The sequence below is a fragment of the Actinomyces ruminis genome, assembly GCF_002154335.2.
GTDB classification, from domain to species: domain Bacteria; phylum Actinomycetota; class Actinomycetes; order Actinomycetales; family Actinomycetaceae; genus Actinomyces; species Actinomyces ruminis.
The window spans coordinates 1-13,079 of the sequence record NZ_MTPX02000072.1 but is presented as its reverse complement, the minus strand read 5'-3'; the positions used below and the strand labels follow the sequence as shown (position 1 = coordinate 13,079).

The window sequence follows — 13,079 nt, the reverse complement described above, 5'->3', positions numbered from 1 at the left end:
CCCCGCGCTACTGTGTACATATGTTCGAAGGCGGGGGTGTTGAGAACCAACCCGTCCGGCGCACCCAGGTGGGCCGGACGGCGCCATCGGCTGCCGCGAAGCTGACGACCTTCTCCCTGTCGAACTCCCAACCTCAGCATTCGGCAGGATCCCGGCCGGATGCTGAGATTGAGGAACTGGTTGAGCGCCTGTCGGGGGCGCCGGCGGGTGCCGAGCTGGCCGATCTGATTGAGGGCCTGCTGTCGGTACTGCTGGTGCCCGCCCACCCGGGCGCCACTACCGATGACGCTACCGGCGTGGTGGACGCCAACGAGGTTTTGAGTATTCCTGACACCGACGCCGTGCTGGCTGCGGTCACTAGCCCGGCCGAGCAGATGTTGGGCAAAATGGCCGGGGCCGTAGGTCTGGACTGGGGGCAGGGCGCGGGGGCCGACGCGCTCGCATGCCTGGGTGGCCAGGTGCTCAGCGAACTGGTAGGGGCCTGCCACCGACTGGGCGCTTGGGCGGCCTGGGCGGAGGGCATGGCGGCCGCCTGCCTAACCAGAACGGCGGAGATGAACCGTGGCACCCCACCCTGGGGGCCAGGAGGAGAACTTGAGTGCCTGGTCACCGAGGATGAGCGGAGATTCACCACCAGCGGCGAAATCGCCGCCCGGCTCGGCACCACCCGCAGCAGCGCGGGCCTGCTCCTGGACCGCGGGCAGGCATTGCTGCAACCCGAGTTCGCGGCCACGGAGGCCTTGCACCGGGCCGGCCTGCTGGACACCTCCAAGACTGCTCTGATCGTCCGCCGCCTGCAGGACGCCAGTCCCGACACGGCGGCAGCGGTGCAGGAACGGGTACTGGCCCGCGCTCCACGCCGCACCTGCTCGCAGTTGGGGCGGGACATCGATCGGGCTCTGGCCGCCCTCGACCCCAAGGGCGTCAGTGGTAGGCGTAGGCGGGATGTGGCGGGAAGGCTGGTGACTCGCCCCCGTCAGGCCGGTGAGGGCACGCACGAGATGCGTCTGCTGCTGCCGAGCCTGGACGCGCTATTACTGGACGCTACCCTTGACGCGATCGCCGCCAGCGCGCGTGCCGGTGGCGACAGTCGCACACTGTCCCAGTTGCGGGCCGACGCCCTCACCGGCATGACCCTGCGCACCTTGCAGGGCAGCCAGAACCTGGCCTGCCGAACCGTCAACACCAACAACACCAGCGCCACCACCATCGGTGACGTCGGTGTAGGCGCCAACACCAACGGTGTCGAAAACAATGGCGCCAAACATAACGGCTTCGGCGACGACGGCCCCGGTGGTGATGACCATGGTTATCCGCCGCCACCGGACGTTACAGGTGATGCGATTGCCGCCGCTTTTGCCGCGGTCAGTGGGACTGGTCCTGCCTTTGACAGGGCCGGGCCGGGGGCTGCTGGTTTGCTGCCGGATGGGGTGCCGCTGCCGGGCCTACTGGGAGCGCTGAGCAGCCTGGTGGAGCCAGCCCGTCCCTGGTGGACGCCCTCCGGCATACGTCCCGTGTTTCCGCCACCTGGCATCACTATCAACGTTGACGTCACCGTGCCGTTGAACCTGGTTCTGCCTGAGGGCAGCAGAGAAAGCCTGCCCAATGGCAGTGGGAGCAGTCTGCCTGCAACTGGCAGTGGAAGCACTCTGCCCCAGTGCAATGGCGGGAGTCTGCCCGACGGCGGGGAAGACGCGGCCGGGGCCGGGACCGTCGAAACTGCTAAAGGCGCGGCCGGGGCATCCGAGGCGGCGGAGGTCGTGGTCGGCGTCGGTCATGTGGCGGTCCCCGCCACCACGGCCAGGGCACTGGCAGCCGGTGGCACCTGGCGCAGGTTGGTCACCGACCCTCTATCCGGGGTGGTGCTGGACGTGGGCCGCACTCACTATCGCCCACCTGTCGGACTACGCGACCTGGTGCAAGCCCGTGATCAGGAATGCGTCTTCCCGGGCTGCTCCACCCCCGCGTCCCGCTGCGACATCGACCACGTCATTCCCTGGGCGGCCGGTGGTGCTACCAGCCTTAACAACCTCGCCACCCTGTGTCAGGCCCACCACCGCCTCAAGCACGCACCCGGTTGGACCCTCACCCGTCAAAACACGGCCGACGGCGATGGCGTGCTGGTCTGGACTACCCCCACCGGGGCCCGCTACCGGCGCACTCCCGACGGCACCATTACCCTCCTACCCCGCCGCGTCGGGCCACGTCAACTGGCTCTGCCCGCCCAGCAAGCGCCTCAGCGCCTGGCCGACGCGGTCGACAGCGCAGTGGTGGGTCGGCTTGAGCGCGGGCTAAAACTGGCCGCGCAAGCACAGGAGACCGACCCCGCTGTCGGCTCCGCGGTAGCTATTGCCACGGGACGCGGCAGTGCCTCCACCCGTCCCGGTTGGCCTCCACAACCCCCACAAGTAGTCAGTCGCGGCCCCCGGCCCGGACATCCCCTCGGGGCCTTCGAGACCGTCCCCTTTCCTCAAGCCCTCCACGATCTGGGACTGACACCACTGCTCGACCAAATACCACCCTTCTAAGCCACGCCCCCGGAGGGCAGCACAGGGCCCCAGCCGTCGGCAGCGTGGGGTTCTGGCCGTCGGCAGTGGCAGGCCCCGGCCGCTCTTCCGAAGACATGCAGAGGACCACTTATATGAGTCTCGATACCGACATCGGCGGCACTACCGATTTGCTCCCGCAAATGCCCAGACGCGCTGCGGCGCTCACCGGCGCGGCAAGGGCAGCAGGCACTACCGGAACCCACCGCTACGCCGAACTACATGCTCACTCCGCCTACTCCTTCCTCGACGGCGCCAATGAGCCCGAGGACCTCGTCGGCGCCGCCGCCGAGCTCGGCCTGGAAGCCATGGCTCTAACCGACCACGACGGCATGCCCGGCATCGTCCGCCACGCCCAGGCCGGCCGTGCCCATGCGCTCCCCACCATCCACGGCACCGAACTCACCCTCGAAGACGGTTCCCACCTGCCGATTCTCGCTCGGTCCCCACGCGGCTACCACCACCTGTGCGCCGCCATCTCCCGGCACAACCTCGCCGCCGGTCACCGTACCGATCCCGCCCACCGGTTGCCGATCCTTGCCGCTGACCTGAGCTCCACCTGCCTGATCCTCACCGGCACCGCCAACGGACCGCTGCGCCGCGCCCTCGGCGACCCGCATCGTCCCGATACCTGGGACCTCGCCGCCGCCGACGCTGCCCTCGGGCAGCTGATCGACCTCTTCGGCCACGACGGCATCGCCGTCGAAATCTGCCTGGACGGCGGTCCCACCGACGCCGCCCTCACCGCTGCCTTGACCAAACTGGCCTCCGGGCACCACCTCCCACTCATCGCCACCGGCGCGGTGCGCTGCGCCCGCCCGGCCGACTCCCGGCTCGCAGACGTTCTCACCGCCACCCGCCTGCGCACCGACCTGGAGAGTGCCGACGGACACCTACCCGCTCTGGGGCGGTGGCTGCGCGGCCCACAGGACATGGCCCGCCTGCACCGCCGGGCGTCCCACGCCGTCGACGCCGCCGCCGAGATCGCCCGGGACCTCGCCTTCGACCTCGCCCTGGTAGCCCCCGGCCTGCCCGACCCGGAGGTGCCCGCGGAGCATACCCCCGCCACCTGGCTGCGCGAACTCACCCGCCGCGGTGCCCTGGCGCGCTACGGCACGGAGACGGAGGACCCCGAGGCCTGGAGGGTTCTCGCCCACGAACTCGACGTAATCGAATCCCTCGGCTTCCCCGGCTACTTCCTCATCGTCCGCTCCATCGTTGACTTCTGCGAGAGGGCAGGCATCTTGTGCCAGGGGCGGGGGAGCGCGGCCAATTCGGCCGTCTGCTACGCCCTGGGTATTACGGCGGTGGATGCCGTCCGCCACCGCATGCTCTTTGAGCGGTTTCTCTCCCCGGGGCGAGCCGGCTACCCGGACATCGACCTCGACATTGAGGCCTGCCGCCGCGAGGAGGTCATCCAACACGTCTACGCCCACTACGGGCGCGAGTACGCCGCCCAGGTTGCCAACGTCATCTCCTACCGGCCCCGCTCGGCGGTCCGCGATGCCGCACGGGCACTTGGTCATCCCGCCGGACTACAGGATGCCTGGGCGTCCCGGATGACTCACCACTGGCGCACCGTACGCGCCGACGATTCTGCCGCCGTCAATGGCCCTGCAACTGATGTTCCTCCCGAGCAGGTGCTGGACGTCGCCGAGCGCCTGCTGCGCCTGCCTCGCCACCTGGCATCCACTCCGGCGGCATGGTGCTGGCCGACCGCCCCGTCACCGAGGTCTGCCCGGTGCGCTGGTCCGCGATGGAGGGACGCACCGTCCTGCAGTGGGACAAGGACGACTGCGCCGCCGCGGGCCTGGTCAAATTCGACCTGCTGGGACTGGGCGAGCTGACCGCGCTGCGCCTGGCCTTCACCAGCCTCGCCGAGCGTGGTGAGAAGGTGCCCGACCTCGCCCCCGGTGGGGAGCTCCGCCCCGCGCAGACGGGCCGCCCCTGGGGACTGCACACCCTCCCCGAGGAGGACCCGGCCGTCTACCGGCTACTCAGCGCCGCCGACACGGTGGGCGTCTTCCAGGTCGAGTCCCGCGCCCAGATGGCCACCCTGCCCCGCCTGCGCCCACGCGAGTTCTACGACATCGTCGTCGAGGTCGCCCTCATCCGGCCCGGGCCCATCCAGGGCGACGCCGTCAACCCCTACATCCGCCGCCGCCTGGGCCGGGAGGAGGTCACCTACCTGCACGAGTCTCTACGGCCCGCCCTGACCAAGACCCTCGGCATTCCGCTGTTCCAGGAGCAGCTCATGCAGATCGCCGTCGACGCCGCCGGTTTCAGCCCGGCCGAGGCCGATAACCTGCGCCAGGCGATGGGGGCCAAACGCTCCGTAGAACGCATGGAGGCCCTGCGCTGGCGCCTGGTGCACGGCATGCAGGAGCGGGGCATCGATCCCGGGACCGCCCAGACCATCTTCGACAAGCTCCGCGCCTTCGCCGACTTCGGCTTCCCCGAATCCCACGCCTTCTCCTTCGCCTACCTGGTCTACGCCTCCGCCTGGCTCAAGGTCCGTAAGCCCGAGGACTTCTACGCCGGCATCCTTGCCGCCCAGCCCATGGGCTTCTGGTCCCCGCAGAGCCTGGTCGCCGATGCCCGCCGCCATGGCGTGCGCGTGCTGCCCGCCGACGTCAACGCCTCGCGTGAGCAGGCCCGCGTCGAGCCCCAGAAGAACGCTGCGGCCCTGCCCACCGACCCCACCGCACTCAGCCCCCTCGACGTCCATCCCGACCTGGCCGTCCGCCTGGGGCTGGCACCCATCAAGGGCCTGGGCGGCGACGTCGCCGCCGCCATCGTCGCCGAGCGCACCGCGCGCGGCCCCTACGCCGACATTGCCGACCTCGCCCGCCGCGTGCGCCTGAGCCGTGCCCGGCTTGAAGCCCTGGCCGCCTCCGGGGCCTTGACCTCCCTCGGCGTCGCCCGGCGCGAGGCCCTGTGGGCGGCCGGTGCCCTGTCTCAGGAGTACGGACAGCGGCACGCCGCCGGCCACGACCAGCACGCCTGGTACCAGCCGACACTGCCCGGCACCGCCGTCGGCGCTCGCGCCCCGCACCTGGCCGACATGACCGCCCGGGAACAACAGGACGCCGACCTAAGCCTGACCGGGGTCTCCACCGAGGCCTCACCCATCGTCTTCCAGCGCGATCGGCTCACCGCCGCCGGCGTACTCACCATCGCCGAGGTCCTGCACCACGAATCGGGGCGGCGGGTGCGGGTAGCCGGACTCGTCACCCACCGGCAGCGCCCGAGCACCTCGGCCGGCACGATCTTCTTGAACCTCGAGGACGAGACTGGTCTGCTGAACGTCGTCTGCCCCGTGGGCATGTGGCGGCGCTACCACGACGTCGGCCGCCGGGCCGCGGCACTCGTGGTGCGGGGCCTGGTCGAGTCCGGCGACGGCGTTACCGCCCTGGTCGCCGAGCGTCTGGAGACGCTACCGGGGGTCACCTCACCGGGCAGCCGCGACTGGTGCTGAGGCGCTGCGTGCGCTTGGCGACTCGGTGAGTCGCTCAGTCCTTGTCTCCGGTGTAGGCCGGCAACTCGCCGACTACGGGCGCGTCCTTGGTATGCAGCTCGGAGTACATCGACCAGGCCACGCTCACCAGTGGCACCGCCACGATCGCGCCGAGCAGGCCCGCCGAGTAGGTGCCCACGGCCACGGCAATGATGACCACCACCGGGTGCAGCGACACCTGCCGCCCCATGATCAGCGGCTGCAGGATGTGCCCCTCGATCTGGCCGATACCGGCCACTCCCAGGCCTACGACGACCATGGTGATGAAGCCCTTGGAGGCCAGCGCCACCACCATGGCGATGATCATCGCCGTCGGCGCGCCGATGATGGGGATGAAAGCACCGATGAACACCAACACCGCCAGTGGTGCGGCCAGCGGCACGCTGATGACCTGGAGGAAGACTCCGCACATGATCCCGTCGGTCAGTGCCACGATCACGGTGCCGCGGGCGTAACCGGCGAAGGTGTACCAGCCGGCTCCGGCGGCGCGGTGTACGTCCTTGCGCATGCGAGCCGGCAACTCGTTGAGGAACCACCGCCACATGCGCCCGCCGGAGGCCAGGAAGAAGATCGTAGTGAAGATCGCCAGCGCCAGCACCGCGAAGATGTTCACCACCGTGCCCGCATTGGACAGCACCTCGGTGGCCAGCATGGGGGCGTTGTTCACCAGATAGTTCTGTCCCTGTCGCAGCAGCTCTTGCAACTGCCCCATCAGCTCCTGCTGGGTCAGGTCCAGTGGCAGGGGACCGTTGACGATGAAATCCACGATCGTGTCGACGCCGTCGGAGAACTGGGAAGCCAGTGTGTTCCACTGGTTGGTCACCGAGGTCACCACGTAGGTAACCATGCCCACGACCAGGGCCAGGGCGGTGAGCAGAGCCAGGAAGGTGGCCGGGTAGCGGGGCATGACCCGGGCGAACAGGTTCACCAGCGGCTGCAGGATCGAGGTGAGCACCAGCGCCATGAACACCCCCACGAACACGGGGACGACCCGGGAGGTGGCGAAGAACGCCAGGCCGATGACGATGATCAGCCCCAGCAGCAGCCAGGCCCCGAGGCCGCCGCGCACGAGCCAAGAGGGCAGCGAGTCGAGCGTCGAGGGGCGGGGTGCGTTGGCTGCGGCTGCCTCACCTGCTGCGTCGGCGGTGGAGGCGCTCTCATAGCGCAACTGTTGCTCGCGCGCGTCCAGCCGGGCGCGTTCGGCGCGGTCGATGGTGCGGCCCAGTACGTCACGCCCCTCCCGCAGCCGGGAGGTGAAATGGTGCAATGCGGAGTCCGCTTCCGGCTGCTGCGTCTCTGTTTCGTGCGCCGGCTCCGGTGAGGATGCGGAGTCGGCCTGCTTCGGCTTGTCGGTAGCATCCGCCATCTCAGACCTCCATTCCGAGCAGTTTGGCCACTTCGGCCGGGGTGGCGGCGAGGGCGACGGCGCCGCGCAGGACCTCCGGGTTGCCGTAGCCCCAAAGGGCCCCGATGCAGTCGATGCCCTCCGCTTGGGCGCCGGCGACGTCGTGGTCGAGGTCGCCGACGTGCACCGGTCGGCTTACATCGACTCCCGCCTGGGCCAGACGCTCGATAGCGGCGTGGATGACCTGAGCCTTCCGGCCCCCCAGATCCCCGGCGGCCGCTCCACTGACCACGCTGAAGCAGCTGAGCAGACCGGCATGCTCCAGGATCTCGCACGCATACCTCTCATGCTTGGAGGTCGCCACCGCCAGCGGCACCTCGGCGGCCCGCAGTGCGCGTACCAACTCGGTCACGCCCTCGTACAGGGGGGAGTCGAGCATGGTGTCGCGATAGTGGCGCCGGTAGGTGGCCACCGCCTCGGCGTTGGCCGCGCCGGTCAGCCCGGCGTGCAGCCGGAAGCCGTCCACCAGCGGCGGGCCGACGAAGCGCATCAGTTCCGCCGGGGTCTGTCTCGGCAGGTCCAGCTCGGTGAAGGCCAGCTCCAGCGCGGTCAGGATCGCCGGCGCAGAGTCGACCAGGGTGCCGTCCAGATCGAACAGGACGGCGGTCGGGGCGTAGGGCAGGGGGCGTAGACGGTCTTCATGACCGGCTCCGGCGGTGGCATGCATGTTTTTCTCGGCTCGCTCTCGCTCGCGGACGCGGCTCAGACTACTAGCGTGGTCCCCATGAGCACGCATGCCACACGGCCCCGCCTGCCGCGGACCACCGCCCTGACTCCGGGCCGGGGCGGTCAGCCGCGACTGCTGATCGATGCGCCCGCCGGAAGTGCCGAGATCTATTTGCACGGGGCGCACCTGACCGCCTGGACGCCGCGCGGCGGCAAGCCGGTCATCTTCACGTCCCGCCGGGCCGTCTTCGACGGTGCAGCCCCGATCCGGGGCGGCGTCCCGCTGTGCCTGCCGTGGTTCGGGGCGGGCGTGAGTGGAGATCGGCGTCCCTCCCACGGGTGGGGGCGGATCTCGCCCTGGCAGCTGCGCAGCGTGCAGTCGCGGTCGGGAGGCGTACAGGCCCTGTTCACGCTCGAGCGCGACGGTATCGCCGCCCTGTACTCCGTAGATGTGGGGGAGGAGCTGAGCTTGTCACTGTCCCTGCGGCGTACCGGAGCCACCGGGGCGGAGGAGCCGGTGGAGGCCGCTCTGCACACCTACCTGGCGGTGGGGGATGTGACGGCCGTGGAGGTAACCGGTCTGGAGGGGACCACCTACCTGGACAAGGTGACCGGACAGGCCGGCCAGGTGCAGCACGGAGCGCTGCACATCGTCGGGCAGACGGACCGCGTCTACGCGTCCGGCGCTCCGGTCACACTCACCGACCCGGCCTATGGGCGCAGCGTACGCGTGGCCGGCGTGCGTGCCGCCAACACCGTGGTGTGGAACCCGTGGAGCGCCGGCGCTGCCGCGCTGACGGACCTGGACGACGACGAGTTCGCCTCCATGCTGTGCGTGGAGAGCGCCGTGGTCGGAGACAGCGCCGTGCGCCTGGCGCCGGGGGAATCGCTGTCGCTGGGCACCCGGATTGCCGTCGCACCCCTGTGATGCACGGCACCCGGGGTGGATTTGCCCGCCCTGGCCCGGAGCGTGTTAACTTTCCTGCGTCAGCGCTGCCGGGCTGTGCCCTGCGGCGATGGCTACAAGTCCGAGTGGCGGAATAGGTAGACGCGCTAGCTTGAGGTGCTAGTGCCTGATTAAAAGGGCGTGGGGGTTCAAGTCCCCCCTCGGACACCCGCTCGAAGGGCCGCGGCCGGTAGGTCGTGGCCCTTAGTCATAGCCGCCGGACCCAGCTCAACGCCGAACTCCCAACCTCAGCAAGGAAGCCACCGCCGTGACCGCCGCTCCGCCTGGGCGCACGCGCCCACCCGTCGTCGTCAAGGCCCGCATTGCCGTCTACTTGACCTTCCTCGCCAACGGGCTGGGCTTTTCCAACCTGGTGCCGCGCTACCCGGAGATCCTGGAGCATCTGGGCATCACCAAGGCCGCCTTCGGCCGGGCCGTCATGTTCAACTCCATCGGGGCGCTCGTTGCCGGTCTGGCGGCCTCCTGGCTGATCAGGCGGTTCACCTCCGCCCGTGTCGCGGCCTTCGGCATGATTGTTTTGGGGCTTGGCCTGCTCGGGGCGGGCATGGCCGACTCCTGGATCGTCTTCGCCCTGTGCATGGCCTGGGTGGGCGGCACCGACGCCATCGTTGACGTCGCCCAAAACGCCCACGGTCTACGGGTGGAACGCCGCTGGGGCGGCTCCATCATCACCAGCTTCCACGCCGCCTGGTCACTCGGAGCCGTGCTCGGCGCCACCCTGGGGCAGGCGATGGCCGGGGCCGGCGTCCCGGTGGAGATTCACATGGCCGGTGTGCTGGCGCTGCTGGCCGCGGTCTCCAGCGCGGCGGTGCCCTGGACCATCAAGGGACCCGACGCGACGACCGCCGCCTGGCCGAGGCCGCCGAGGATGCCGCCGCCGGTGCGGGCACCATCACCGCTCCCGTTGACATCGATCCCGACGCCGCCGCCACCGCGTCGGCGGCCGCCCCGTCCAAGGCGATCACCGCGGCGTTGGTAGTGATCCTCGGGCTGATGTGCGCCGCCGCCATGTTCCCGGAGGACGTCACCGGCAACTGGTCCTCTCTGCTGCTGACCGAGCAGGGCGCCGCCCCCGGAATGGTGGGTATGGGACTGGTCTGCCTGCAGACCACCATGATCATCGGCCGCCTGCTGGGCGACGCGGTTATCGACCGGCTCGGAGCCCGCAAGGTGATTGCCGGCGGGGGAGTGCTCGTCGCCCTCGGCATGGGCACGGCTCTCCTGGCCGGGTCGGTCCCGGGAACACTGGTGGGCATGGTGATCTCCGGCGCCGGCTGCGCGGTGGCGGTGCCGGTCGCCTACGCGGCTGCCGACGACATCCCCGGACTGCGCCCCGGCATGGGGCTGACGATCGTGTCCTGGCTGGCCCGGGTGGTGATGCTCATCGCCCCGCCCATCGTCGGCTGGTTCGCCGACGCTCACGGCACCTGGGTGGCGCTCGTCTACGGCCTGCTCGGCGGGATCATCCTGCTGCTGAGCTGGCCGGCCCTGCGCCGGGGGCCGCGCCCCAACGCCGCGGGGGAGCCCGCTCGCGCCTGACTGCAACCCTCCGGACCGGGACGCCGGTAGGCTCGCCGCATGCAGCCATTCGAGATCCGCGTACCCGCCGAGACCCGCGACGGTGCAACCTTACCGGCGCTTGTGTTGTCCGTGCCCACCAGCGCCGACGTCGACCGGGTGGCGGAGATCTGCCAGGACCCCGACATCCAGGAGTGGACCACCGTCCCGCGCGGCTACACGCGTGCCCACGCCGAGGACTTCATCGGCCGCGTCGTGCGCAGCGGCTGGGAGGCCGGCAACGATCTGAACTGGGCCGTGCGCGAGGTCGAAGGTGATGACGAGACCACCCTGGTCGGCATGATGGGCGTGTCCGGGCAGCCGGACGGCGCCTGGGAGATCGGCTACTGGCTGGCCCCCGAGGCCCGCGGCCGCGGCACTGTCTCCCGGGCCGCCCGGGCGGTGATCGCCGCTGCCTTCGATCCGGACGGTCCCCTACACGCGGCCGCCCTGCGCTGGCGCTGCGACATTCACGACGGCGTGCCCAACTGGGCGTCCTGGCGGGTGGCCTGGGGGCTGGGCTTCCGCAGGGAGGGCCGGGTGCGTTCCTTCCTCGCTAACGACGGCATGCTGCACGACGGCTGGGTAGGCACCCTCCTGCCCGCTGACCCGCGGCGTCCCGCGGCCCCCTGGGACGGCCCCGTAACGGTAGGCGGGCAGGTGGCCGGCTCCTCACACACCCACGGCGTCGCCACTCCACTGGTTCCGGCCGACGGCGTCGGCGAGCGCGAGGGCGACGACCCCGAGGCGCTGGTGCGCCGCTTCCACTCCACCTATGGCCTGCCGATCCAGACCGACGGGCCCAGCCTGGACCGCCCCAGCCTGAACATGCGTATGAGCCTGATCGCCGAGGAGTTCGCCGAGTTGATCGGAGCCGTCTACGGGCAGGCGGCACGCAGCGAGATCGAGTCCGCCTACCGGCGTGCGGTGACCATGGACGACGGCAGCCGTGACACGGTGGAGGCCGCGGACGCGCTCGCGGACCTGGTCTATGTCATCTATGGCATGGCCCTGGAGACCGGCATCGACCTGGCGGCCGTGTTGGCCGAGGTGCAGCGCTCCAACATGTCCAAGCTCGGGCAGGATGGCAAGCCGATCTACCGGGCGGACGGCAAGGTCCTCAAGGTCCCGGCTTCTTTCCCCCGGACGTCCAGGGCGTACTCGGGCTCTAAGGGCCCTGGGATGCAGCCGCCGCCGTCCGGTGCGGTAGGCGCGGTGCCGCGTAGGCTCATGTCATGCAGCCCCTCGACATTCGGATTCCTGCCGCACGCCGCGACGGCGTCGACTTGCCTGCGCTGGTGTTGTCGGTTCCTACACTCTCCGATACCGACCGCATCGCGGAGGTGTGCCAGGACCCGGACATTCAGAGATGGACCACCATCCCCACGCCATACGCGCGACAGGACGCTGTCGACTTCATAGAGGATGTGGTCGCGCCGGGCTGGGACGCGGGTCGGATCTACACCTGGGGCGTCCGCGAACTCGATGCCACCGAGCCTGTGAGCCCTCGTCTGGTAGGCATGCTCAGCGTCCTGGTCACGGATAGCGGACGCGGCGAGATCGGCTTTTGGCTTGCCCCGGACGCCCGCGGCCGCGGCACGATGCATCGCGCTCTCGCGGCCGTCATTGAGCTCTTATTCGATCCCGACGGCCCCTTCGCTCTGCCCGTCCTGGGATGGGCATGTCTGATCGATGACGGGGCGCCCAATTGGGCGTCCTGGAGGACGGCATGGCGGCTCGGGTTCGTCCGCGAAGGACGCCGCCGCGGTGTCTTCCGCAAGAACGGGCGCAGCTATGACGAGTGGACCGGCTCGTTGCTGGCCCATGAGCCGCGTGAGCCGGCCGCCCCCTGGGACGGGCCGGAGCCCGTGGCAGGATGAGCGCATGACCCAGATCGACCCCGCCGTGGCGGACGCGCTGCCCGAAACCAACCCCTTCGTCCGCCCGTGGGAACTCGACCTGGAACTACCCGATTTCGCTGCCGTGAAGCCCACGGATATCGAGCCCGCCGTTCGCGCCGGCATGGCGGCGCAGCGCGCCGAGTGGGAGGCGATTGCCGCCAACCCGGCCGCGCCGACCGTGGAGAACACGGTTGCCGCAGTCGAACGCAGCGGTGAGCTGTTGTCCCGCGCCCTGACCGTGCTCTACTGCCTGACCTCCGCCACCGACTCCCCGGAGCTGGATGCGCTCGAGGAGAACCTGGCTCCCGACCTGGCCGCGCACGAGGACGCCTACAGCCTCGATGCGCGCATCTACCGGCGTTTCAAGACCCTCGACGAGCAGGTGCGCGCCGCCGCCCAGGACACCCCGCCCAGACCCGGTCGGATGCCGACGGGCAGGAGATCGACGCCGAGACCGCCCGCTACATCCGCCTGGCCGTGGAGGAGTTCGAGCGCGACGCGTCGCCCTGACCGGACGCGG

Annotated in this window: 5 protein-coding genes, 1 tRNA gene and 4 pseudogenes; 8 read left to right on the top strand and 2 right to left on the bottom strand. The window is 70.1% G+C overall.

The window, feature by feature from the left end; all coding sequences use genetic code 11:
• Window positions 1-20 precede the first annotated feature (20 nt).
• Both BW737_RS13165 and BW737_RS13160 read left to right on the top strand, forming a co-directional pair.
• Complete coding sequence (locus tag BW737_RS13165; RefSeq protein WP_257210843.1) at window positions 21-2,528, top strand: HNH endonuclease signature motif containing protein; 2,508 nt, start codon at window positions 21-23, stop codon at window positions 2,526-2,528.
• Window positions 2,529-2,689: 161 nt separating this feature from the next.
• Window positions 2,690-6,024: pseudogene (locus BW737_RS13160) on the top strand (error-prone DNA polymerase).
• Between the two features lie 34 nt (window positions 6,025-6,058).
• Here BW737_RS13160 and BW737_RS13155 read toward each other — a convergent pair.
• Together BW737_RS13155 and BW737_RS13150 are read right to left on the bottom strand one after the other, a co-directional pair.
• Entirely contained in the window at window positions 6,059-7,429 is a 1,371-nt protein-coding gene (locus tag BW737_RS13155; RefSeq protein WP_086615603.1) for an AI-2E family transporter, read from the bottom strand.
• Between the two features lies 1 nt (window position 7,430).
• Entirely contained in the window at window positions 7,431-8,135 is a 705-nt protein-coding gene (locus BW737_RS13150; protein ID WP_086615604.1) for an HAD hydrolase-like protein, read from the bottom strand.
• Window positions 8,136-8,192: 57 nt separating this feature from the next.
• On the opposite strand from BW737_RS13150, the gene BW737_RS13145 reads away from it, so the two are divergent.
• From BW737_RS13145 to BW737_RS13120, 6 genes and pseudogenes are all read left to right on the top strand, one after another.
• Window positions 8,193-9,062 (top strand): D-hexose-6-phosphate mutarotase, encoded by an 870-nt coding sequence (locus BW737_RS13145; protein WP_086615605.1) that lies wholly within the window; start codon window positions 8,193-8,195, stop codon window positions 9,060-9,062.
• A 98-nt stretch (window positions 9,063-9,160) separates the two neighbouring features.
• A tRNA-Leu gene (locus BW737_RS13140) sits at window positions 9,161-9,248 on the top strand.
• 100 nt (window positions 9,249-9,348) lie between these two features.
• A pseudogene (locus BW737_RS20075) lies at window positions 9,349-10,640 on the top strand (MFS transporter).
• Window positions 10,641-10,679: 39 nt separating this feature from the next.
• Window positions 10,680-11,830 (top strand): annotated as a pseudogene (locus BW737_RS13130) (GNAT family N-acetyltransferase).
• Window positions 11,831-11,893: 63 nt separating this feature from the next.
• A complete protein-coding gene (locus tag BW737_RS13125) occupies window positions 11,894-12,538 on the top strand; it encodes a GNAT family N-acetyltransferase (protein WP_086615606.1) in 645 nt (214 codons plus the stop codon).
• 4 nt (window positions 12,539-12,542) lie between these two features.
• Window positions 12,543-13,079: pseudogene (locus tag BW737_RS13120) on the top strand (hypothetical protein); the annotation flags it as partial.

What these genes read in the sequence shown, in the direction of transcription:
- BW737_RS13165 (WP_257210843.1), top strand. Translation starts at nt 21, where the DNA reads ATGTTCGAAGGCGGGGGTGTTGAGAACCAACCCGTCCGGCGCACCCAG.
- BW737_RS13155 (WP_086615603.1), bottom strand. Translation starts at nt 7,429, where the DNA reads ATGGCGGATGCTACCGACAAGCCGAAGCAGGCCGACTCCGCATCCTCA.
- BW737_RS13150 (WP_086615604.1), bottom strand. Translation starts at nt 8,135, where the DNA reads ATGCATGCCACCGCCGGAGCCGGTCATGAAGACCGTCTACGCCCCCTG.
- BW737_RS13145 (WP_086615605.1), top strand. Translation starts at nt 8,193, where the DNA reads ATGAGCACGCATGCCACACGGCCCCGCCTGCCGCGGACCACCGCCCTG.
- BW737_RS13125 (WP_086615606.1), top strand. Translation starts at nt 11,894, where the DNA reads ATGCAGCCCCTCGACATTCGGATTCCTGCCGCACGCCGCGACGGCGTC.